General features: G+C 62.0%; 19 protein-coding genes and 5 tRNA genes. 14 read left to right on the top strand and 10 right to left on the bottom strand.

The genetic code is table 11. The annotated features are described in order from the left end of the window. Positions 1–102 precede the first annotated feature (102 nt). Genes B5495_RS13675 through hemA form a run of 5 tightly spaced genes read right to left on the bottom strand, consistent with a single transcriptional unit; the run spans position 103 to position 4,711 of the window. Positions 103–855 (bottom strand): HesA/MoeB/ThiF family protein, encoded by a 753-nt coding sequence (locus B5495_RS13675; protein ID WP_079554575.1) that lies wholly within the window; start codon positions 853–855, stop codon positions 103–105. 3 nt (positions 856–858) lie between these two features. Then, positions 859–1,359 (bottom strand): Lrp/AsnC ligand binding domain-containing protein, encoded by a 501-nt coding sequence (locus tag B5495_RS13670; protein ID WP_079554573.1) that lies wholly within the window; start codon positions 1,357–1,359, stop codon positions 859–861. A 39-nt stretch (positions 1,360–1,398) separates the two neighbouring features. Further along, positions 1,399–2,295, bottom strand: a complete 897-nt coding sequence (gene prmC / locus B5495_RS13665) for a peptide chain release factor N(5)-glutamine methyltransferase (protein ID WP_079554571.1) — start codon at positions 2,293–2,295, stop codon at positions 1,399–1,401. Next, complete coding sequence (gene prfA / locus B5495_RS13660; protein ID WP_079554569.1) at positions 2,292–3,383, bottom strand: peptide chain release factor 1; 1,092 nt, start codon at positions 3,381–3,383, stop codon at positions 2,292–2,294. Before prfA ends, prmC begins: the two co-directional genes overlap by 4 nt. After that, the gene (hemA, locus tag B5495_RS13655; protein WP_079554567.1) at positions 3,380–4,711 is read right to left on the bottom strand and encodes a glutamyl-tRNA reductase; all 1,332 of its coding nucleotides are present in this window, start codon (positions 4,709–4,711) and stop codon (positions 3,380–3,382) included. The genes prfA and hemA overlap by 4 nt, the downstream gene beginning before the upstream one ends. Positions 4,712–4,880: 169 nt before the next feature. Here hemA and B5495_RS13650 point away from each other — a divergent pair, with 169 nt between their 5' ends. The 9 genes from B5495_RS13650 to B5495_RS13610 all read left to right on the top strand — a co-directional run bounded on the left by B5495_RS13650 (position 4,881) and on the right by B5495_RS13610 (position 12,141). Further along, positions 4,881–6,677: a tetratricopeptide repeat protein gene (locus B5495_RS13650; RefSeq protein WP_079554565.1), complete on the top strand. Its 1,797-nt coding sequence runs from the start codon at positions 4,881–4,883 to the stop codon at positions 6,675–6,677. Between the two features lie 51 nt (positions 6,678–6,728). Then, a complete protein-coding gene (gene lolB / locus B5495_RS13645; RefSeq protein ID WP_079554563.1) occupies positions 6,729–7,358 on the top strand; it encodes a lipoprotein insertase outer membrane protein LolB in 630 nt (209 codons plus the stop codon). Continuing rightward, positions 7,351–8,244: a 4-(cytidine 5'-diphospho)-2-C-methyl-D-erythritol kinase gene (ispE, locus tag B5495_RS13640; RefSeq protein ID WP_079554561.1), complete on the top strand. Its 894-nt coding sequence runs from the start codon at positions 7,351–7,353 to the stop codon at positions 8,242–8,244. The genes lolB and ispE overlap by 8 nt, the downstream gene beginning before the upstream one ends. A gap of 28 nt (positions 8,245–8,272) precedes the next feature. Further along, positions 8,273–8,347: transfer RNA gene (locus tag B5495_RS13635), tRNA-Gln, on the top strand. Positions 8,348–8,462: 115 nt separating this feature from the next. Then, on the top strand, positions 8,463–9,404 hold the full coding sequence (locus B5495_RS13630; RefSeq protein ID WP_172824580.1) for a ribose-phosphate pyrophosphokinase: 942 nt from the start codon (positions 8,463–8,465) through the stop codon (positions 9,402–9,404). A gap of 115 nt (positions 9,405–9,519) precedes the next feature. Then, positions 9,520–10,155, top strand: coding sequence for a 50S ribosomal protein L25/general stress protein Ctc (locus B5495_RS13625; RefSeq protein WP_079554557.1), 636 nt, complete (start codon positions 9,520–9,522; stop codon positions 10,153–10,155). A 101-nt stretch (positions 10,156–10,256) separates the two neighbouring features. Then, positions 10,257–10,838, top strand: a complete 582-nt coding sequence (gene pth / locus B5495_RS13620; RefSeq protein WP_079554555.1) for an aminoacyl-tRNA hydrolase — start codon at positions 10,257–10,259, stop codon at positions 10,836–10,838. A gap of 45 nt (positions 10,839–10,883) precedes the next feature. Then, entirely contained in the window at positions 10,884–11,975 is a 1,092-nt protein-coding gene (ychF, locus tag B5495_RS13615; RefSeq protein WP_079554554.1) for a redox-regulated ATPase YchF, read from the top strand. An 89-nt stretch (positions 11,976–12,064) separates the two neighbouring features. Then, a tRNA-Met gene (locus B5495_RS13610) sits at positions 12,065–12,141 on the top strand. A 132-nt stretch (positions 12,142–12,273) separates the two neighbouring features. Here B5495_RS13610 and B5495_RS13605 read toward each other — a convergent pair. Then, complete coding sequence (locus B5495_RS13605) at positions 12,274–13,578, bottom strand: M18 family aminopeptidase (RefSeq protein ID WP_079554552.1); 1,305 nt, start codon at positions 13,576–13,578, stop codon at positions 12,274–12,276. Positions 13,579–13,720: 142 nt separating this feature from the next. Between B5495_RS13605 and B5495_RS13600 the strand changes: the two genes are divergently transcribed. Beyond that, a complete protein-coding gene (locus tag B5495_RS13600; RefSeq protein WP_079554550.1) occupies positions 13,721–15,832 on the top strand; it encodes a carboxy terminal-processing peptidase in 2,112 nt (703 codons plus the stop codon). Between the two features lie 70 nt (positions 15,833–15,902). On the opposite strand, the gene B5495_RS13595 is transcribed toward B5495_RS13600, so the two are convergent. From B5495_RS13595 to B5495_RS13580, 4 genes are all read right to left on the bottom strand, one after another. After that, positions 15,903–16,919, bottom strand: coding sequence for an NADP-dependent oxidoreductase (locus B5495_RS13595; RefSeq protein WP_079554548.1), 1,017 nt, complete (start codon positions 16,917–16,919; stop codon positions 15,903–15,905). Between the two features lie 230 nt (positions 16,920–17,149). Beyond that, a tRNA-Asn gene (locus tag B5495_RS13590) sits at positions 17,150–17,225 on the bottom strand. Positions 17,226–17,247: 22 nt separating this feature from the next. Beyond that, positions 17,248–17,323, bottom strand: a tRNA-Asn gene (locus B5495_RS13585). Positions 17,324–17,344: 21 nt separating this feature from the next. Beyond that, positions 17,345–17,420: transfer RNA gene (locus tag B5495_RS13580), tRNA-Asn, on the bottom strand. A 213-nt stretch (positions 17,421–17,633) separates the two neighbouring features. On the opposite strand from B5495_RS13580, the gene miaB reads away from it, so the two are divergent. From miaB to B5495_RS13560, 4 genes are all read left to right on the top strand, one after another. Beyond that, on the top strand, positions 17,634–18,977 hold the full coding sequence (gene miaB, locus B5495_RS13575) for a tRNA (N6-isopentenyl adenosine(37)-C2)-methylthiotransferase MiaB (protein WP_079554546.1): 1,344 nt from the start codon (positions 17,634–17,636) through the stop codon (positions 18,975–18,977). Between the two features lie 97 nt (positions 18,978–19,074). Continuing rightward, positions 19,075–20,139: a PhoH family protein gene (locus tag B5495_RS13570; RefSeq protein ID WP_079554544.1), complete on the top strand. Its 1,065-nt coding sequence runs from the start codon at positions 19,075–19,077 to the stop codon at positions 20,137–20,139. Continuing rightward, complete coding sequence (gene ybeY, locus B5495_RS13565; protein WP_079554542.1) at positions 20,136–20,633, top strand: rRNA maturation RNase YbeY; 498 nt, start codon at positions 20,136–20,138, stop codon at positions 20,631–20,633. Before B5495_RS13570 ends, ybeY begins: the two co-directional genes overlap by 4 nt. 44 nt (positions 20,634–20,677) lie before the next feature. After that, on the top strand, positions 20,678–21,562 hold the full coding sequence (locus B5495_RS13560; RefSeq protein ID WP_079554540.1) for an HlyC/CorC family transporter: 885 nt from the start codon (positions 20,678–20,680) through the stop codon (positions 21,560–21,562). The last annotated feature ends 71 nt before the right edge of the window (positions 21,563–21,633 follow it).

Here is a 21,633-nt window from a genome sequence, read left to right as displayed (position 1 = left end):
GCTTCCCCTGACGTCATGGCCCTGTCCTAAGCCACTGACGTGTTTGCCCGCCTTCTCCGGCGGGCTTTTTTTTGCTTCCGCCTGAGTGAGCGCAGGTATTTCTCAGCGGCTGCAACACACCGGACATTCGGGATCGCGGGGGAGTTTGAAGTGCCGCCACTGGCCGCTTAATGCTTCAAAGGTGGCAAGGCCGCGATGGGCGCTGCCTGCGCCGCTTAACAGCTTGAACACCTCTACCGCCTGAAAGGTGCCGATCAGCCCGACCAGCGGCGCCATTACGCCGTTTTCGGCGCAGCTCATGGCTTCGTCGCCGCTGTCATCGGGCGGATACAGGCAGGCGTAGCACGGGCATTCGGGATCGCGGGGGTCAAACACAGCCAGCTGGCCGGAAAAGCGGATGGCCGCACCCGAGACCAGCGGCACGCCGGTGGCCTGGCTGGCGGCGTTGATCGCGTAGCGGCTGGAGAAGCGGTCGGTGCAGTCGAGCACCACGTCGGCCGTGGCCACCAGGCTTTCCAGCGCTTCACCGAGCAGGTGCTCGCCGATCGCGTTCACTTCACAGCCGGGGTTAATCGCATTCAGGCTGGCCTGCGCCGACGCGGCCTTGTTGCGGCCGATATCCGCCTGGCCGTGGGCAATCTGGCGCTGCAGGTTGGAAAGCTCTACCGCGTCGGCGTCGACCAGCGTAATGCGCCCCACCCCCGCTGCAGCGAGATACAGCGCCGCCGGCGAGCCCAGCCCGCCGGCGCCGATGATCACCGCGTGGGCGTCAAGCAGGCGCTCCTGCCCGCCTATTTCCACCTCGGGCAGCATAATCTGGCGGCTGTAGCGCAGTAGCGCCTGATCGTCCATCATGGCTTAGCTTCCTTCCAGGTCGTCGATGTCGGGAAGATGCAGGCTGAAATTTTCTTTCACCTCTTCCATCACCACGTAACTTTTGGACTCTTTCACGCCCGGCAGTGTTAGCACCACGTCGCCCAGCAGCTGGCGGTAGGCCGACATTTCGGGAATACGGCATTTCAGAATGTAGTCAAAATGGCCGGAGACCAGGTGGCATTCCTGAATCTGCGGCAGCTCTTCAACCGCGCGGCGAAACTCGTCGAACACCGCGGGCGTCTGGGTTTCCAGACTGATTTCGACAAACACCAGCAGATCGGCCCTGAGCGCACGCGGGTCAAGAATCGCCTGATAGCCGCGAATCACTTCGGCGCGTTCCAGACGCTTGACGCGCTCCAAACACGGCGTGGTCGACAGCCCCACTTCTGCGGCTAAATCAACGTAGGAGATACGGGCATTTTCCTGCAGGCAGCGCAGGATTTTCAGGTCGATACGGTCCAGCGTCTTGTTTTTGGCTTTCATAGCGGGATTCCATAGCGTCAACAATAGGGGAAATAACGGTCAGCCAGCGAGCCACCGGCCAAGGCTTACGCGCTCGTGGCCGCCCAGATCACACACGCTTGCCACCTGCGTATAGCCGGCGCGGTCAAGCAGTGCGCGAACGCCGGCGGCCTGAGTGTGGCCGTGTTCCAGCAACAGCCAGCCGTCGTCGGCCAGAAACGGCCCGGCGTGATCGATCAAATAGCGCAGGTCGGCGCGCCCGTCGTCAGCGGCTACCAGCGCCGAGCGCGGCTCAAAGCGTACGTCGCCCAGCGCCAGGTGCGGGTCGCTCTCGGCAATATAGGGCGGATTGGCGACGATCAGCTCAAAATGCGGCGGCGCCTCACTTTCAAGCGCGCCAAACCAATCGCTTTGTGTAAAACGGGCATTGTGTATCTCAAGCGCCGCGGCATTCTGCCGGGCCAGCGCCACGGCTTCGGGGCGCACATCGACCCCGTCCACGCGCCAGCCGGGCCGCTCGCTGGCAAACGCCAGCGCCACCGCGCCGGTGCCGGTGCCCATGTCTAACAGCTGCCCAGCCGGCGCGCCGGCGCGTTCAAGCGCGGCTTCCACCAGCGTTTCGGTATCCGGCCGCGGGATCAGCGTCTCGCGCGAGGTGGCGAGGCGCAGCCCCCAGAACTCGCGCTCGCCGGTCAAATACGCCACCGGCATGCCCTGAACCCGCGCGGCGATCAGCGCGTCAAAGCGCGCCAGCTGAAAGCGTTCGCAGGGCGTTTCATCCCCAGCACGATCTTCCCAGGTACGCCCCCCCCAGCGGCGATCTCCCCACGTATACAGCCAGGTACGGTCGCGGCCGCTTGCGTGCATCCACAGCACTTCGGCGTCCAGCCTGGGGCTGGGCGAACCGGCCTTCAACAGCCGCTCGGACGCGCGGCGAAGCAGCGCATCCAGCGTCATGCGCCGCCCTGCAGCGCGGCCAGCTGTTCGGCCTGATATTCGTGAATCAGCGGGTCGATCACGTCGTCCAGCTGCTCGCCGCTGACCACTTCGCTGAGTTTATACAGCGTCAGGTTGATGCGGTGATCGGTAATCCGCCCCTGGGGGAAGTTATAGGTGCGAATGCGCTCGCTGCGATCGCCCGAACCCACCAGCGAACGGCGCGCGTCGGCCTGGCTCTGGCGCTGCTCATTTTCGGCGTTCTGTTTGATCCGCGAGGCCAGCAACGACATCGCCTTGGCGCGGTTTTTGTGCTGACTGCGCTCTTCCTGACACTCGACCACCACGCCGGTCGGCAGGTGAGTCAGACGAATTGCCGAGTCGGTGGTGTTGACGTGCTGGCCGCCGGCGCCGCTGGAGCGGTAGGTATCCACGCGCAGGTCGGAGGGCTTGATGTCAACATCGCCGACGTCTTCGACTTCGGGCATCACCGCCACGGTACACGCCGAGGTGTGAATGCGCCCCTGCGACTCGGTGGCCGGCACGCGCTGCACGCGGTGCGCGCCGGATTCAAACTTGAGCCGGGCGTAAACGTCGCTGCCCTTGACCCGCGAGATGATTTCTTTATAGCCGCCCATTTCGCCGTGGTTGGCGCTGACCACTTCAACCCGCCAGCCGTGCTGCTCGGCATAGCGCGAGTACATGCGGAACAGGTCGCCGGCAAACAGCGCCGCCTCGTCGCCGCCGGTACCGGCGCGCACTTCCAGAAAAACGCTGCGGCCGTCGTCGGGGTCCTTGGGCACCAGCAGGCGCTTGAGCTCGTCTTCCAGCACGGTCAGGCGTTCGCGGCCGTCGTCCAGCTCCATTTCGGCCAGCTCGCGCATTTCCGGATCGCTGTCCTGGCGCATGTCCTCGGCGGCCTGCATGTCGCCCTCGATGCCGCGGTAACGCTGCCAGGCCGCCACCAACTCTTCAAGCTCAGCGTACTCCTTGGAATAACCGCGAAAGCGCTTTTGGTCGCTGATCACGTCAGGGTCGGCGAGCAGCATGGCCAGTTCTTCAAAGCGTTCTACAAAGCCATCCAGGCGTTGGCGCAGCGTCTCTTTCATACGAGCTTTTCATCCTTCTGGCGAGGCGCTTCCGCTGAGCGGGGCGCCGCCGCCGTGTCGTGGGTTTCAAACGCGGGTTTGGGCGGCATCAACAGACGCGGCACCGCGTCGAGCAGACGATACTCCTCGCGGGAGGCGGCATCGCGAATGGCCTGAGTGGGCTGGTGCATCAGCCGGTTGGTCAGCTGGTAGGCCAGCCGCTCGATGATCGCCGCCGGATCTCCCCCCCGCGCCAGGCGTTCAAGCGCCTGCTCTTGGGACAAGTCGCGCAGCGCCTCGCCGTGTTGGCGGTAGGCCTGAATCAGCTGGCCACCGCCACGGATGCGGCGTTCGTGCAGCCAGCTGCCGACGCCGTGCTCAATCAGCGACTCGGCCTGATCAGCGGCCACCTGACGATGGCGGCGGTTTTCCTGAATGACGACTTCGAGATCGTCCACGGTGTACAGAAACACGTCGGCCAGCTCGCCGACTTCGGGCTCGATATCCCGCGGCACGGCGATATCGACCATGAACACAGGGCGATGGCGGCGGTTCTTCAGCGCCCGCTCCATCATGCCCTTGCCCACAATCGGCAACGGTGAGGCCGTGGACGAAATCACGATATCGGCTTTTTCCAGCGCCTCGGGGATTTCGCTCAGGGTAATGGCCTCGCCGCCGAGGGCGGCCGAAATATTTTCCGCCCGCTCGCGGGTGCGGTTGGCCACGGTCAGCTGGCGCACGCCGGCTTCGTGCAGGTGGCGCGCCACCAGCTCGATGGTTTCGCCAGCGCCCACCAGCAGCGCGCGGGCGCGGCCGAAGTCGTCAAAGATGCGGCTGGCCATGCTTACCGCCGCATAGGCCACCGACACCGGATTTTTGCCGATGCCGGTTTGCGTGCGTACCTGCTTGGCCACGGCAAAGGTGTGCTGAAACAGGCGCTCAAGCTCGCCCCCCAACCCGCGCGATTCCCGCGCTTGCTGGTAAGCATCTTTCAGCTGCCCGAGGATCTGCGGCTCGCCCAGCACCATGGAATCCAGGCCCACTGCCACGCGCATCAGGTGGCGGGCGGCGTCGTTGTCCAGGTAGTGGTAGGCGCAACGCGTCAGATCCTCCACGCTCAAGCCGTGAAAACGCCCCAGCCAGTCAAGCACGGTTTGTTCACCGGCGGCATCAGTCACACAGTAAAGCTCGGTACGGTTGCAGGTTGAAAGCACCGCCGCTTCAATAATTTTCGGTAGCCCACGCAACTCCTCAAGCGCCTGCGACAGCTGCGCCGGCGTAAAGGCTACCTGCTCGCGCACGGCGACCGTGGCGGTACGATGATTTATTCCCAGGGCAAGGAGCGTCATGCGTTATGCGTCTTCGCTAGTGTGTCGGTTATTACGTGCCTTGTGCTTGCCAGAGCAAGTCGATTGGATCAGTCATTCTACCACAGCCGCGCCGCATCTGACCCACACCACTTTGCCGCAGCCCGGCAAGCCGCTATGCTGAACACCCGGCCAACGGATTGAGAGACGCATGCCACTTCGCGCCACCTTTATACGCGCTACGTTATTAACACGTACGCCACGGTACCTGACGCTGCCCGCCATTGCTGTTGCGGCATTTTTGAGCGGCTGTCAGTCCGTGCCGCCATCGGCCGATGCCTTTGGCGCGCCGAATGACGACATTCTGCAGTCCGCTCCGCCCATCACCCAGGGGCTTGACGCCGACGGGCTGAGCACGCTGCTGGCCGCCGAACTGGCCGGCCAACGCGGCCTGTACCGCTACGCCAGCCAGGGCTATCTTGACGCCGCCGAGCGTTACCCCGACCCCGCCCTTGCCGAGCGCGCCACGTTCGCCGCCCGCTTTGGCGAGTCTGCCACGCTGTTGCAAACCGCAGCGGCACGCTGGCAGGTGCTAGACCCGGCCAACGCCACGCCCGGCCGGCTGCTCTCGGCCATCGCTCAGGAACGGGGCGACTGGCAGACAAGTCTTGCCCAGCGCCTGACCATTGCCGCGCAGGGCGACAACGCCGGGCTTGCCGCACTCGCCGAGCAAGCCATTATCGAGGGCGCTGCGCCGGCAGCGTTAATCCAGCAGCTGGAAACCGCGCTGGCCGCGGATAACGCCATGCCCGCAGCCAACCGCGGAGATGCGCACCTTGCCGCCGCGCTGCTGGAAAAAGCCCGGGGCAATACCGACGCGGCGCAGGCGCACCTTGCCAAGGCACAAACGCTGACGCCGGACTCATCCGCCCTGTGGCGCACCCAAGCACACCTGGCGCTGGAAAACGGCGATTACCGTGATGCCCGCCAGGCCGCCCGCGAAGGGCTCAAGCGCGACCCCGATGACGCCCGCTTTGCCCTGCTGCTGACGCAGGCGGAAATCCGGCTGGACAACATCGCTGCCGCCGAAGCACAAACCAACGCGCTGCTTGAACGCCATACCGGCGGCCCCGAGCTGCGTCTGGCGCTGGCCCGCCTGTATCTGGAAGAAGGCCAGCCCGGCGCGGCCAAGCGCCTGCTCCACCCACTCGCCAGCCGCGAAAACGTTTCCGCCATGGGCTATTACCTGCTGGGCGAAGCCGACCGGGGCACCGGCGACGTCGATAGCGCCCTTTTATACTATCGTCAGGTCGAGGGCGACGAGTTCATCGCCGCCCGCGCGGCGGCAGCCGGCATGCTGATCGATGCGGAACGCCTCACCGACGCCCGCGCGTTTTTGCAGGCCGAACGCATGCGCTTTGAAGACCACTTCAATGAACTCGTCATGCTCGAAGTAGAGCTGCTTGACGAGCGCGGGCAAAACGCTGACGCCAGCGCCCTGATCCAGCGCGAACTGGCCCGCACGCCGGACGACACGACCCTCCTTTATATGCGCGCCATGCGCGCCTGGCAGGCCGGCAACATCCCGGGCATGGAGCAGGACCTTCAGCGGGTGCTGAAACACGCCCCCGATAACGTCATGGCGCTTAACGCGCTGGGCTATACCCTGGCCGACGAGAAGGTACCCGGCCGCCTTGAAGACGCTCGCGAGCTGATCGAGCGCGCTCATGCGCTGGCGCCGGATAATCCCGCCGTACTCGACAGCCTGGGCTGGGTGTATTTCCGACTGGGACGCACACAGGACGCACAGGAACCGCTCGAGCGCGCCTACAACGGCATGCCGGACCAGGAAGTCACCGCACATCTGGCCGAGGTACTGAACGCGCTGGGTCAACGCAAGCGCGCCCGCCGACTGCTGAGCGACGTTCTGGACAACACCGACCGCCACCCGGCGATTGACGACCTTCTCAGGCGCCATCCCGAACTTTCGCCGATCAGCCGCGACTAACGCTCTTTCTACACACCCTTGCTTCGGATACCACTCATGCAGAGATTTTTCATGCGGACACCTTTCATCCCCACGCTGGCAGCCCTGGCGCTGCTGGCGGGCTGTGCCAGCCAGGCACCGGTTGACGACAGCGGCCGCGAACGCGGCGACTGGAAAGCCCAGCAAACGGCCATCGAGGATCTCGACCGCTGGACGCTGATCGGCAAGGCCGGGCTGCGCACGCCTGAAGAAAGCCACAGTGCCAACCTGGACTGGAACCAGTACCCGCACTATTTCCGCATGCTGATCAGCGGCCCGTTTGGCGGCGGACGCACGGTGCTTGAAGGTCGCGAAGGGCGTTTTTCGCTGACCAACGGCGACGGCCGCTTCGAGGCCCAAACCCCCGAAGCGCTGATGGAAGACCAGCTCGGCTGGGCGCTGCCGGTGCGCGACCTGCCCTACTGGGTTCGCGGCCTGCCCGGCACGCGCGACACCTACCAGCTGGAAACCGACGCCTTCGGCTTTCCCAGCCATCTGGAACAAAGCGGCTGGGAGATCGACTATCGCGACTGGTCCGAGGCGGGCGACCTGTGGCTGCCGCGCAAGCTGGCGCTGGCCTACGGCGACATGCGCGTGACGCTGGTGATCAATCGCTGGCAGACCGAGCCCGACGCCGAGGCCGACACGCCGTCCGATGACTGACAAGGCTCGCCACGACGCAATCATATCAACCACGCTGCGCCTGCCCGCACCGGCCAAGCTCAATCGCCTGCTGCACATTACCGGCCGTCGACCCGACGGCTACCATGAGCTGCAAACGCTGTTTCAGTTTCTGGACCTTAGCGATAGCGTCACGTTGACAGCTCGCGACGACGGCCAGCTGGTGCTGGCGAACATGCTTGACGGCGTGGCCGCTGACGACAACCTGGCCCTGCGCGCCGCGCGCCTGCTCAAACGTCAGGCGCCCGCCGGCATCGCACCCCGCTGCGGCGCTACGCTAGCCATCGACAAACGCCTGCCCATGGGCGGCGGGCTGGGCGGCGGCAGTTCCAACGCGGCCACGGTGCTGGTGGGGCTTAACGCGCTTTGGCAACTCGGCCTGTCGCTGGACGCCCTCGCCGCTCTGGGGCTTGAGCTGGGCGCTGACGTGCCGGTGTTCGTCAAAGGCCACAGCGCCTGGGCCGAGGGCATCGGTGAAAAGCTCACTGCCGTAACGCTGGATACGCCGTGGTTCGTGATCATTCACCCCGGCGTCAGCGTGTCCACGCCTGCGGTCTTCAGCGATCCGCAATTGACACGCCATACGCCGCCGATTAGTATGGCGCGCGCACTGCAGGGGGGAGCGTCCACGTGGCAAAACGACTGCGAAGTCGTGGTCAAGACGCACTATCCGCCGGTGGCGCAAGCGCTGGATTTTCTGGCTCGCTTTGCGCCCAGCCGGCTGACCGGCACGGGTGCCTGCGTGTTTGCCGCCTTTGATAATGCCAAGGACGCCAAGCATGTAGCCCAGGCCGCAAGTCAGTATGGCACTGCGTGGGTCGCCAAAGGGTGTAACGTCTCTCCTCTCCATGATGCTCTGGGTGGCTAAAACGCCCCCGCTTCTGTTGGATCGCTGTTGGGGTATCGCCAAGTGGTAAGGCACCGGTTTTTGGTATCGGCATGCGCAGGTTCGAATCCTGCTACCCCAGCCAATTCGGCAACGAGCGGCGCCGAGCTCTTTAGCAAGGGCTCTTTAGCAAGAGTTCTTTAACAAGAGCTCCTTAGCAAAAACTCCCAAGATTTCAAACACTGCAAAGGTGGCTGCGCGTGTCAAAATTGATGGTTTTCGCCGGGAACGCTAATCCCGAGCTCGCTCACAAGATTGCCGAAAGTCTGGATAGCCGAATGGGTAACGCCACGGTTGGCCAGTTTAGCGACGGTGAGATTGCAGTCGAAATCAACGAGAACGTGCGCGGCAAGGATGTCTTTATCCTGCAGTCCACCTGTGCACCGACCAACGACAACCTGATGGAAATGATCCTGATGGTTGACGCGCTACGTCGCGCCTCGGCGGCACGTATTACCGCGGTGCTACCCTACTTCGGCTATGCTCGCCAGGATCGCCGCGTGCGCTCTTCGCGCGTGCCGATTTCCGCCAAGGTCGTGGCTGACATGATGGTCAAGGCCGGCGTTGACCGCGTAATGACGATGGACCTGCACGCCGATCAGATTCAGGGCTTTTTCGATGTCCCGGTCGACAACGTTTACGGCTCGCCGATCCTGCTCGACGATATCGAGCGCCAGAACTACAGCGATCTGATCGTGGTCTCCCCCGATGTGGGCGGCGTGGTGCGCGCCCGGGCAATTGCCAAGCAGCTCAACGTGGATCTCGCCATCATCGACAAGCGTCGTCCTCAGGCCAATCAGGCGCAGGTCATGCATATCATCGGTGAAATCGAAGGCCGTACCTGCGTGGTGGTCGACGACATGATCGATACCGCCGGCACGCTGTGCAAGGCCGGGGAAGCGTTGATGGAACGCGGCGCCAAACGCGTCGTGGCCTACGCCACCCACGCAATCCTCTCCGGCCCGGCCGTGGATAACATCACCAACTCCGTACTTGACGAAGTCGTGGTTGCCGATACGATTCCGCTGTCGGAAAGCGCGCGCCGCAGCGGCCGTATCCGTCAGCTGAGCGTGGCCGGCCTGATCGCCGAGGCCATTCGCCGCGTCAGCAATGAAGAATCCGTCAGCGCAATGTTCCACTGATTGCCTGACACCGCAGCGGCAGAGGGCGTACCACGCCTATCCGCCGCTTTTGAAAGCGTCGTCGCCTGGTCGCGGGCGGCGGCGTTTTCTGACTTTAACCAATGAGGCACATTCCATGTCCGATTTTACCCTTAACGCCAGCGTTCGTTCCGACCTGGGGAAAGGTGCGAGCCGCCGCCTGCGTCGTGCAAACGAACAAGTTCCTGCCGTTATTTACGGCGGCGACAAGGCACCGCAATCCATCTCCGTCGAAAAAACGTCGTTCTACAAGGCGATCGAAGACGAAGCGTTCTTCTCCTCGCTCCTGCGCCTCAACATCGAAGGCAGCGAAGAGCAGGTTGTTATCCGTGACCTGCAGCGTCACCCGTTCAAGCCGCTGCTGATCCACGCCGACTTCATGCGCGTTGATGCCAAGCAGGAAATCACCATCAACGTACCGCTGCACGTCGTGGGCGAAGAGCAGTGCGTCGGCATCAAGGATCAGGACGGCGAACTGCATACGCTGGCCGTAGAAGTTGCCATTTACAGCCTGCCGAAAGATCTGCCGGATTACCTGGAAGCCGACATTTCTGCGGTTGAAGTGGGTACTACGCTGCACCTGTCCGACATCAAGATGCCGGCAGGCGTTCGCTCGGTCGACCTCGCCCACGGTGAGGACCACGACACTGCGATCCTCAGCATCGTCAAAATGAAAGACCGCGGCAATGACGTTGACGAAGATGACGCCGAAACAGGCGAAAGCGCCGAGTAACTCCTGACCGAGTATGCTCAGGCGCTGGGCCGTGCCCGGCACGGCCCGCAAACTGTTATAATCAAGCGCTTCGGCGCTTGATTTTTTTTGGAGGTGAGAAAATGAGTCAGGTCCTGGCGCTTATCGGCCTTGGCAATCCCGGCGCGCAATATGCCGCCACGCGGCACAATGCCGGTGCCTGGTTAGTCGACGCCGTCGCCCGGAGCGCGCACACGGAACTGCGGCCGGACAAAAAGTTTTTCGGCCTCTACGCCAAAGTACGCGTTGGCGATACCGAGCTGCATCTGCTCAACCCCACCACCTTCATGAACCGCAGCGGCGGTGCAGTAGCCGCCCTTTGCCAGTTTTTCAAACTGGCCCCCGAACAGCTTTTGATTGCCCACGACGAACTTGATCTGCCCGCCGGTCAGGCGCGCTACAAAACCGGTGGCGGTCACGGCGGCCACAACGGCCTGCGCGATACCATCAGCGCCCTTGGCAATCAAAAGCAGTTTCATCGCCTGCGGATCGGCATTGGCCACCCAGGAGACGCGCATCAGGTGGTCAACTACGTGCTCAACCGGCCGGGCAAAGCCGAGCAAACCGCCATTGATGACGTCCTTGACGAATGTCAGGCCACCCTGCCGCTGGCGCTTGCCGGCGACTGGGCCCCTGCCATGAATCGTCTGCACAGCTTCAAATAACGCGCTTTCCCGCGTCGCTTTTCACACCAGCTAGGAATCAACGTTATGGGTTTCAACTGCGGCATCGTCGGCCTGCCTAACGTCGGCAAGTCCACGCTCTTCAACGCGCTGACCAAATCGGGTATCGACGCCGAAAACTTTCCGTTCTGCACCATCGAGCCCAACGTCGGCATCGTGCCCATGCCCGATCCGCGGCTGGATGCCCTCTCCGCCATCGTCAACCCGGAAAAAGTCCTGCCCACCACCATGGAGTTTGTCGATATCGCCGGGCTCGTCGCCGGCGCGTCCAAGGGCGAAGGGCTGGGTAACAAATTTTTGGCCAACATCCGCGAAACCCAGGCCATTGCCCACGTTGTGCGCTGCTTTGATGACGACAACGTGATTCACGTCGCCAACGAAGTCGACCCCCGCGCCGATATTGAAATCATCAATCTGGAGCTGGCGCTGGCGGATCTCGACACCGTGGAAAAAGCCGCTCAACGGCTGGTACGCTCGGTCAAGGGTGGTGACAAGGACGCCGCGGCCACCAAGGCCGTGCTGGACAAGGTTCAACCGCACCTTGCCGAAGGCCAGCCGCTGCGCAGCGCCGGCCTTGATGAAGACGAACAGAATCAGGTCAAAAGCTTCGGTTTTCTGACGCTGAAGCCGACCATGTATATTGCCAACGTCAGCGAAGACGGCTTTGACAATAATCCCTACCTGGACGTGGTCAACGAGATTGCCGCCGAAGAAGGCGCGATCGTAGTGCCGGTGTGCAACCAGATCGAAGCTGAAATTGCCGAGCTCGACGACGAAGAGCGTGCAATGTTCCTCGACGAGCTGGGCATGGCCGAGCCGGGGCTTGACCGCGTGATTCGCGCCGGTTACTCCCTGCTGGGCCTGCACACCTACTTCACCGCCGGCGTCAAGGAAGTGCGCGCCTGGACGATTCCGGAAGGCGCCACCGCACCGGAATCCGCCGGCGTGATTCACACCGACTTCCAGAAAGGCTTTATTCGCGCCGAAGTCGTGGCTTACGACGACTTCGTCAGCCTGAAAGGCGAGCAAGGCGCCAAGGATGCCGGCAAATGGCGCCTGGAAGGCAAGGACTACATCGTCAAGGACGGCGACGTGGTGCACTTTCGTTTCAATGTATAACAGCCGTTTTAACGACTGATCGCGGGCGCGAAAAAGGGAAAGCGCTTGACGATACGTTAAGCGCTCGGTAGTATTCGCCCGCGTTGAATGGCTACGTAGCTCAGCTGGTTAGAGCACATCACTCATAATGATGGGGTCCCCTGTTCGAATCAGGGCGTAGCCACCAGGTCTATTCAAGACCCAGCCGATTCAAGCAAAAAGCCCGCTTTTCAGCGGGCTTTTTTGTGCCTGTCGTTACGCTTATCAGACATTCACCCGGCCGCTGCTCAGCTGTGTTTTTTTCAGCCCTACTTTTTCTTCAGCCCAACGCAGGCCGGTTGAGAAAGGCCGTCAGCGCTTTGGTCAGGTAGCCAACGTCGCGGGTGCCCGCGGTTTCACGAATCGAATGCATGGCCCACTGGGGCACGCCCACGTCCAGCGTCGGCACGCCAATTTCGGTGGCGGTAATCGGCCCGATGGTGCTGCCACAGCCCATGTCTGCTCGGGTCACAAACGCCTGCACCGGCACCTCGGCTTCCCGGCAGATATCGCGAAACAAGGCACCGGTGGCGCTGTTGGTCGCGTAGCGCTGGTTGGCGTTAATCTTGATCACCGGCCCCTGATTGATCGCCGGGCCGTGGCGCTCGTCGTGCTTGTCGCCAAAGTTGGGGTGCAGCGCGTGAGCGTTATCGCACGAGATCATGCACGACGACTGGATCAGCTGAATCAACGACTCCTCGCTGCCACCGCCCACCTGAGCGTTGAGGCGCTTGAGCACATCGCCCAGAAACGGCCCCTGAGCACCACAGGCGCTGGCGCTGCCCACTTCTTCGTGGTCGTTGGCCACCAGCAGCGCGCCCTGCTCGCCGTCGCTTTCGAGTAATGCCTCAATGCCCATAAAGCACGACAGCAGATTATCCAGCCGGGCGCTGGCCAACAGTTCTTGCTCAACGCCCACCAGCGCCGGCGGCTGGACGTCATAAAACGCCAGCTCGAAATCCACTACTTCCACCTTATCCAGCCCGTGCTGCTGACTCAGCCAGGCGTTCAGCAGCGGCGTCAACGTGGCGCTATCGCTTTGCATCAGCACCGGCGCCATCTGGGTTTGCGGGTTGATCGCCCGGCCGTTGTTGGCCTCGCGGTCCAGATGAATGGCGAGGTTGGGTATCGTTGCTATCGGCTGCTCGACGTTCAGCAGCACGCCTTCCAGCCGGCCGTCGCCGTGGCGCACGTGAACCCGCCCGGCAAGCCCCAGGTCGCGGTCAAACCACGGCGCCAGCAGTGCGCCGCCGTATACTTCGATGCCCAGCTGCAGCCAACCGGCCGCATGCTGGGTGGCGTTGGGCTTCAGGCGCAGCCCGGGGCTGTCGGTATGCGCGCCGATCATCCGCAGCGAGGCCAATGTGGACTGGGGCAGCTGAAAGGCGATAATCGACGAATCGTTGCGGGTCACGTAGTAGCGCTCACCCGGCGTCAAGGCCCAACGATCGGTCTCGTCCAGCCGTTGGAACCCTGACTTTTCAAGGCGCTCGGCCATATTGTGCGTGGCGTGCCACGGCGTGGGCGAGGCGCGCAGAAAATGCCGCAGGCGAGTGATACAGTCGGCGTTAGGAGCCTTGGGCATGAAATTCCCTCTGGTAAGTGTCAATGTTTGAGTCTCAGCGACGCAGACGACCTGCTACAATGCGTTTTTTCGGCCCACGCAACATGTTTGCCGCTTGCCGAGCAAGAGCATCAGTGTACCTAACCCCGGGAGAGCTTGATTGATGAGCTGGTTTGCTACCCTTTCGCGCCTGGTCGCCATGACCACCGTGCTGGTCATGGCCAGCCCGACGGTCATGGCACTTGAGCCGACCGACGAACAACGTCAAGCCGCCGTGGAAATCGCGGATTCGCTGCGTTACGGCCATTACGCGGACGTTGAATTCGATGAGACCTGGTCCCGAGACGCCTTTGATCGCTATCTGGACATTTTAGACGGTCAGCGCTCCTATCTGCTACAGCGCGACATCAAGCCATTCAACCAGCTGCGCACCGAGCTTGATCAAACGCTGCTCAACGGCGATCTCAACGAGGTCTTCGCGCTGCACGAACGCGCCAACGAACGGCGTGAAGAGCGTCTGGCGTGGCTGCTGGATCAGCTGGATAAGGGGCTTGATTTCGCCTTTGACGGCAACGAGCGTCTGGAAATCGACCGCGAAGATGCGCCGTTTGCAACCCGCGAACGCCAGCTGGATGCGCTGTGGCAAAAGCGGCTGAAAAACGATGCGCTAACGCTGGCCCTGACCGACCAGGACCGCGAGCAGGTCGAGAAGAACCTGCGCCAGCGTTACGAAGGCCAGCTTTCACGCCTTGAGCAAACCGAACCCGAAGACGTTTTCGGCCTGTTCATGGCCGCCGTCACCGGCAGCATCGAGCCGCACACCTCGTACCTTTCTCCGCGTCAGGGCGAGTCGTTCGACATTCAAATGAGCCTCTCTCTTGAAGGCATCGGTGCGCTGCTGCAGGCCGACGGCGAATACGTCAAAGTGGCAAGCCTGGTAGCCGGCGGTCCTGCCGAGCGCGCCGGCGTGCTCAAGCCTGCTGATCGCATCGTGGCCGTGGGTCAGGAAGATGAAGACGACATGGTCAACGTCATCGGCATGCGGCTGGATAACGTGGTGGACCTGATTCGCGGCCCCAAGGGCTCGGTGGTACGCCTTGACGTAATTCCCGCTCAGGCAGTGGACATGACCCGCTCGCACACGGTCAAGATCACCCGCGACACGGTCGACCTGGAAGACCAGGCCGCCAGCAGCGAAGTCATCGAGGTTGAGCGCGACGGCGAAGCTCACTCGCTCGGCGTGATCACGGTGCCGACCTTCTACGTTGACTTTGACGCCTGGCAGGCCGGCGAAGACGACTACCGCAGCACCACTCGCGATGTCGCCAAGGAAATCAACAAGCTCAAGCAACAGGACGTTGAAGGCATCGTGCTGGACCTGCGCAACAACGGCGGCGGCGCGCTGCAAGAAGCCAACTCGCTGATCGGCCTGTTCATCGACCGTGGCCCCACGGTTCAGGTGCGCGACGCCCAGAGCCGCATTCAGCTCTACGGCGACAGCGAAGCCGGCACCCTCTACGACGGCCCGCTGGGCGTGCTGGTCAACCGCCTGTCGGCCTCGGCGTCGGAAATCTTCGCCGGCGCCATTCAGGACTACGGCCGCGGCCTGATCATCGGCTCGGGCACGTTCGGCAAGGGCACGGTGCAGACGCTTGACCAGCTCAACCACGGCGAGCTCAAACTCACCCGGGCGAAGTTCTACCGCATTTCCGGCGAGAGCACGCAAAATCGCGGCGTCGAGCCGGACATCACCTTCCCCAGCCTGATCGACCCCGAGCGCATCGGCGAGAGCAGCCTGGACAACGCGCTGATCTGGGATACCGTGCGCGACGTGCAATACCGCCGCTACGGCGAGCCGGAGCAGTATCTGGCCACGCTGCAGCAGCACCACGACGAGCGTGCCCAGAGCAACCCCAACTTCCGCTACCTGGAACGCCAGTCAGCGCTGGCCCGCAAGCTGCGCGAGCAGCACACCAGCGTCAGCCTCAACCGCGAACAGCGGCAAAGGGAAATGGACGCCCAGGAAGCCGAGCAGCTCTCGCTGGAAAACCAGCGCCGGCGCGCGCTGGGCATGGACGAGCTTGACGAGTGGATCGACGCCCGCGCAGACGCCATCGCCAGCAGCGAAGACGGCGATAGTGACAAGAGCGAGGGCAGTGACGACACAGACAGCAAAGACGACATGCCCGCCGAGCGCGCGCAGGTTATCGAAGCCGTGGAAATCCTGCTCGACTACGCCGATCTCAACGTGCGGACGCGTCTGGTCAAGGGCTAAAACGAACACCCCACAGCGCGCAGAGACGGTGTGGGGGTGCTTTATTATCAGTGTGGTCGCTTAAATCCTGCTAGCCAGAGGAAAGCCTGACCAGCTGCTTGCCAAAGCTTTTACCCGCAAACAGATCAATAAACGCCTGAGGGGCGTTCTCCAGCCCGTCGACGATATTTTCCCGGTAGTGCAAGGTCCCGTCTTTAATCCATTGGCCCAGATGCTCAATGGCCTCGCCATTTCTGTCGGCGTAGTCGTAGACCACGAAGCCTTTCATCATGGCGCTGCGCTTTATCAGCAGCTGGGGCGCGATATTGCCGCTTGCGGTGGACGCGGCGTTGTACTGCGAGGTCTGCCCGCACACCACGATACGCGCGTGATAATTGATCAGTGACAGCGCGGCCTGGGTTATCTCACCGCCGACGTTATCAAAGTAAACGTCGATACCGTCCGGACAGGCGTCGCTGAGCGCCGCTGCCAGATTTTGCGCGGTCTTGTAGTTGATGACCGCATCGAAGCTCAGCTCATCGCGCAAATAATCGACCTTCTCCGGCGACCCGGCAGTGCCCACCACGCGACACCCCTGCCGCTTGGCGATTTGCCCGGCGGCCATCCCCACGGCACCCGCGGCGCCGGAGACCACCACGGTTTCTCCCGCCTGAGGCCTGGCGATATCCAGTATGCCGAAATAGCCGCAGAACCCGGGTACGCCGACAATACCCAGATAGGTCGACAAGGGCGCCACGTCGGGGTCGACCTTCTGAGCTTGACTGCCGTCGGATAGCGAGTAGTGCTGCCAGCCGAGGCGCTCGTAAACGTAATCACCCTCGGCAAAGCCGTTCAGTTTCGACGCCACAACGCGCCCGACCGAGCGGCCGGTCAAGGGCTTGCCCAGCTCAAACGCGGCGGTGTGAGACTTGCCCTCCTCCATCATGCTACGCATACCCGGATCTACCGACAGGTAGAGCGTCTGAATCAGCATCTCGCCCTCATCAGGGCTCGGCATCTCGGCGTCCACCACCTCGAAGTCGCTTGGCTGCGGCGTGCCTTGCGGGCGCTTGGCGAGAAGTACCTGGCGATTGGTCTTGGCTTGCATGGCAGTTTCCTCAGCGTGCTGGGTGTTCGCATGCATCCAGAATAGCGCACCCCGCCGCCGCTCGGCCAAGGGGCTGGCTGAACGTGAGAAAAACAGACGTGAGAAAAAACAGGCGTGACAAAAAACAGACATGCAAAAGGCGCTTGCGAAGAAGCGGGAGCGTTAAAATAAAAACAGGAGAATCTACAATAATTCACAGCCGGAGGGGGTCGACTGAATCACGCGATAACTGGCTCCCCGAACAGGACTCGAACCTGTGACCCAATGATTAACAGTCATTTGCTCTACCAACTGAGCTATCGGGGAATAATGCGTGATGCTGTGCTGTTGGCTCCTCGAACAGGACTCGAACCTGTGACCCAATGATTAACAGTCATTTGCTCTACCAACTGAGCTATCGAGGAACAGCATGTGTGTTGGCGAATTGGCTCCCCGAACAGGACTCGAACCTGTGACCCAATGATTAACAGTCATTTGCTCTACCAACTGAGCTATCGGGGATCCGCTTAAACACGCTGCGTAGTATACGGATAACGCCGTGCGGGTCAAGTATCGTTTTGCCCCGCAGGCTAACCGAGGGTTGGCCGTGTCCGTGCTGTATCCGTATAATAATGTGCACAAGCAAAACGCGGCCACGCCGCGCCACCATTCATCCTCGTTCCTTGACGATATGACGATATATAGTCTTTGACGAACCATAGACCACAGGTACCGATGGCGAAGAAACTTTTCATTAAAACGCACGGCTGCCAAATGAACGAGTACGATTCGTCGCGCATGGCCGATATGCTCGGTGAATCGCACCAGCTCGAACTCACTGACAGCGAGCAGGACGCCGACGTTATTCTGCTCAACACCTGCTCGATCCGCGAAAAAGCCCAGGAAAAGGTGTTTCATCAGCTGGGGCGCTGGAAAAAGCTCAAGGATGCCAACCCCGATCTGGTGATTGGCGTCGGTGGCTGCGTGGCCAGTCAGGAAGGCGAGGCGCTGCGCAAGCGCGCGCCCTACGTCGACATGGTGTTTGGCCCGCAAACCCTGCACCGCGTGCCGTCGATGCTCGACAAGTACCGCGACAACCAGATTGCCGCGGTCGACGTGACCTTTCCCGAAGTCGAGAAGTTTGACCACCTGCCCAAGCCCCACGCTGACGGCGCCACGGCGTTCGTCTCGATCATGGAAGGCTGCTCGAAATACTGCACCTTCTGCGTGGTGCCCTACACCCGCGGCGAAGAAATCTCGCGGCCGTTTGACGACGTCATCGACGAGGTCGTTCATCTGGCCGGTCAGGGCGTGCGCGAGGTCAACCTGCTCGGGCAGAACGTCAACGCCTTCCGCGGCGAAGACGATCTGGGCGATGAAATCGACCTGGCCGAGCTGATCGCAAGCGTAGCAACCATAGACGGCATTGATCGCATCCGCTTTACCACCTCGCACCCGGTCGAGTTCACCGACAGCCTGATTGAGGCCTACGCCGAAATCCCGGAGCTTGTCAGCCACCTGCACCTGCCCGTGCAGTCGGGGTCTGACAACATTCTGGCCGCCATGAAACGTGGCCACACGGCGGAAGAGTACGTTGCCAAGATGGAGCGTATCCGCGCCAACCGGCCGGACATCAGCTTTTCCTCGGACTTCATCATCGGTTTTCCCGGCGAAACCGAGCAGGATTTTGAAGACACCATGGACCTGATCCATCGCATCGGCTTTGATCACTCGTTCAGCTTTGTCTACTCCGCCCGTCCCGGTACGCCGGCCGCCTCGCTTGACGACGAAACGCCGGAAAGCCTCAAGAAAGAACGCCTGTCCATTCTTCAGCAGCGCGTCTTGCAGCAGGCCGGCCAGATCAGCCGGCGCATGGTGGGCTCGAACCAGCGCATTCTGGTCACCGGGTTTTCGCCCAAGGATCCCGGCGAGCTTTCGGGGCGCACCGAGAACAACCGCGTGGTCAACTTCCGTGCGGAAAACCCCACCGAGATGATCGGCCACTTTGTCGACGTGGACATCGTTTCTGCGCTGCCCAACTCGCTGCGCGGTGAGCTCGCTTCAACCGAGCGCTTCTAGCGCCGCCGCCTCATCACCCGCTCCGGCACGATTGCCCCGACACCGCTCGGGGCAGTAAGCTGGGGTTTACATCCATTAACCGACGGGTCTTCTTCTCTTGAGCCAGCCATCATCTCAGGCCAACCGCATCATTACCTTAAGCCTCGAACCCAACGACCCCAAGCGGCTCGCGAGCCTTAGCGGTCAGCAGGATGAACACCTGAAGCTGATCGAAAGCCGCCTGGACGTGACCCTGCGCAACCGCGGCAACGTCTTTCAGCTGGCCGGCGCGGCCAACCGCATCAAGGCCGCGGCCAATGTGCTCGAGCACCTGTACCGCGAAACCGCCTCCCACGAACTGGAAGCGAAAACGGTGCACCTGTTCCTGCAGGAATCCGGCCTTGAGGCGCTGGACGACGAAGATACCAGCGCCTCCGATGGCGAGGTGACGCTGCGCACTCCCCGCACCATGATCAAGCCGCGCGGCGTCAACCAGCAGCTCTACGTGAGCAGCGTGCGCGAGCACGACATCAACTTCGGCATTGGCCCGGCCGGCACCGGCAAGACCTACCTTGCCGTCGCTGCCGCCGTCGAAGCGCTCAACCAGCAGGAAGTACGGCGTATTCTGCTCGTTCGCCCGGCGGTCGAGGCCGGCGAGAAACTCGGCTTTTTGCCCGGCGATCTGGCGCAGAAAATCGACCCTTACCTGCGCCCGCTGTACGACGCGCTGTATGAAATGATCGGCTTTGAGCAGGTCGCCAAGCTCATCGAGCGGCAAATCATCGAAATTGCCCCGCTGGCCTACATGCGCGGCCGTACGCTGAATAACGCCTACATCATTCTGGATGAAAGCCAGAACACCACGCCCGAGCAAATGAAGATGTTTCTGACCCGCATCGGCTTTGGCTCCACCGCCGTCATCACCGGCGATGTGACCCAGGTCGACCTGCCCCGCGGTCAGCGCTCGGGATTGATTCAGGTGCTAGACGTGCTCAAGGGCACCCCGGGCATTGGCGTGACCCACTTTGCGGCCAAAGACGTAGTGCGTCACCCGCTCGTGCAGCGCATCATCGAAGCCTACGACGCCTTTGAATCCGAGCAGGAAGCCGAAGAGCGCAAGCGCCACGAAGAACGCAAACAGGAGCGCGAAGCACGCCTCAGGGCGCGCGACAGCCAGCAATGAACACGCCAGATCACGATATCGACCGGCCTCAGGCCGCCAATGTCGACCGGCAGGTCGCCGTCGAGGCGGCCGACCTTCCCGGTGAAGCCCTGCTGGGCGCCTGGGTGGGTGGCGTACTCGCGCACTATCCGGAGAAAGCCGCTTTCGAGCTGACCGTACGCTTTGTCACGCCTGAAGAAAGCCAGGCGCTCAACCGCGACTATCGCGGCCGTGACAAGCCCACCAACGTGCTGTCGTTCCCCTTCGAAGCGCCGCCCGGCGTGCCACTTGAACTATTGGGCGACCTGGTCATCTGCCACGATGTTGTGGCCAGTGAGGCGCATCAGCAGCAAAAATTGCTCGTCGACCATTACGCCCACATGGTGGTTCATGGCACGCTGCATCTGCTCGGCCTTGATCACATCGAGGATGACGAAGCGGATATCATGGAGCAGCTGGAGCGCGAGATACTTGCCGGCTTCGGCATTGACGACCCCTATTGCCCCGGCGGCTGACGTTACGTGAAAAAGCTTACGTTAAAAAACAAGAGACCCAGCGCATGAGCGAAGATCGATCGAGCACGCCTTCTTCCAAAAACTGGATGGAAAAGCTCTTTGGTGCCCTGTCAGGCGACAGCGAAGAACCCCATTCACGCGATGAGCTGATGGCCTTCTTGCGCGATGCCGCCGGGCGGCTAAAGCTCGACCAAGACGCCCTGACGATTATCGAAGGCGCGCTGCATATCAGCGATCAGCAGGTGCGCGAAATCCTGATTCCCCGCTCTCAGGTCGTGGCCATCACCCTGGATCAGCCGGCCGACGGCTACCTGCCGCTGATCGAAGAAACCGGCCACTCGCGCTACCCCGTCATTAGCGAAAACCTGGACGACGTCAAAGGACTGCTGCTGGCCAAGGATCTGCTGCCGCTGCTGTCGCGCTCTCAAGAGCAGCGCGATGCCTTCAAGCTGGAAGACGTGCTGCGCCCGGCCATGTTCATTCCTGAATCCAAGCGCTTGAACAGCCTGCTGAAAGAGTTTCGCGATACTCACAATCACATGGCCATCGTGGTGGATGAATACGGCGGCACCGCCGGCATCATTACCATCGAAGATATTCTTGAACAGATCGTGGGCGACATCGAAGACGAGCACGATACCGATGAAGAAGACGATATCCGCACGCTGGAAGACGGTCGCTTTGCCGTGCGCGCGCTCACGCCAATTGACGATTTCAACGCGCGTTTTCATACCCGCTTTGCCGATGACGACTTTGATACCCTCGGCGGGCTGGTCATGCAACAGTTCGGCCACCTGCCCCGGCGCGGCGAACAAACCTGCCTTGGCGGCTTCCGCTTCACCGTGCTCAACGCCGACAACCGCCGCATTCGCCTGCTGGAAGTCGTCTCCGACGCGAACAGTAGCACCGCCTATCCCGCTGACGCTTAAGCGAAACCTAACGCACTAACCCCGGCATTCTGGTATAAAGCCACCGTATCGGACTGACATTTTCACAGGAT

Origin of the sequence: Vreelandella subglaciescola (assembly GCF_900142895.1) — a bacterium.
GTDB classification, from domain to species: domain Bacteria; phylum Pseudomonadota; class Gammaproteobacteria; order Pseudomonadales; family Halomonadaceae; genus Vreelandella; species Vreelandella subglaciescola.
The sequence above is the reverse complement of the archived record's forward strand: the minus strand, read 5'-3'. Positions and strand labels throughout refer to the sequence as shown.

What these genes read in the sequence shown, in the direction of transcription:
- B5495_RS13675 (WP_079554575.1), bottom strand. Translation starts at nt 855, where the DNA reads ATGATGGACGATCAGGCGCTACTGCGCTACAGCCGCCAGATTATGCTG.
- B5495_RS13670 (WP_079554573.1), bottom strand. Translation starts at nt 1,359, where the DNA reads ATGAAAGCCAAAAACAAGACGCTGGACCGTATCGACCTGAAAATCCTG.
- prmC (WP_079554571.1), bottom strand. Translation starts at nt 2,295, where the DNA reads ATGACGCTGGATGCGCTGCTTCGCCGCGCGTCCGAGCGGCTGTTGAAG.
- prfA (WP_079554569.1), bottom strand. Translation starts at nt 3,383, where the DNA reads ATGAAAGAGACGCTGCGCCAACGCCTGGATGGCTTTGTAGAACGCTTT.
- hemA (WP_079554567.1), bottom strand. Translation starts at nt 4,711, where the DNA reads ATGACGCTCCTTGCCCTGGGAATAAATCATCGTACCGCCACGGTCGCC.
- B5495_RS13650 (WP_079554565.1), top strand. Translation starts at nt 4,881, where the DNA reads ATGCCACTTCGCGCCACCTTTATACGCGCTACGTTATTAACACGTACG.
- lolB (WP_079554563.1), top strand. Translation starts at nt 6,729, where the DNA reads ATGCGGACACCTTTCATCCCCACGCTGGCAGCCCTGGCGCTGCTGGCG.
- ispE (WP_079554561.1), top strand. Translation starts at nt 7,351, where the DNA reads ATGACTGACAAGGCTCGCCACGACGCAATCATATCAACCACGCTGCGC.
- B5495_RS13625 (WP_079554557.1), top strand. Translation starts at nt 9,520, where the DNA reads ATGTCCGATTTTACCCTTAACGCCAGCGTTCGTTCCGACCTGGGGAAA.
- pth (WP_079554555.1), top strand. Translation starts at nt 10,257, where the DNA reads ATGAGTCAGGTCCTGGCGCTTATCGGCCTTGGCAATCCCGGCGCGCAA.
- ychF (WP_079554554.1), top strand. Translation starts at nt 10,884, where the DNA reads ATGGGTTTCAACTGCGGCATCGTCGGCCTGCCTAACGTCGGCAAGTCC.
- B5495_RS13605 (WP_079554552.1), bottom strand. Translation starts at nt 13,578, where the DNA reads ATGCCCAAGGCTCCTAACGCCGACTGTATCACTCGCCTGCGGCATTTT.
- B5495_RS13600 (WP_079554550.1), top strand. Translation starts at nt 13,721, where the DNA reads ATGAGCTGGTTTGCTACCCTTTCGCGCCTGGTCGCCATGACCACCGTG.
- B5495_RS13595 (WP_079554548.1), bottom strand. Translation starts at nt 16,919, where the DNA reads ATGCAAGCCAAGACCAATCGCCAGGTACTTCTCGCCAAGCGCCCGCAA.
- miaB (WP_079554546.1), top strand. Translation starts at nt 17,634, where the DNA reads ATGGCGAAGAAACTTTTCATTAAAACGCACGGCTGCCAAATGAACGAG.
- ybeY (WP_079554542.1), top strand. Translation starts at nt 20,136, where the DNA reads ATGAACACGCCAGATCACGATATCGACCGGCCTCAGGCCGCCAATGTC.
- B5495_RS13560 (WP_079554540.1), top strand. Translation starts at nt 20,678, where the DNA reads ATGAGCGAAGATCGATCGAGCACGCCTTCTTCCAAAAACTGGATGGAA.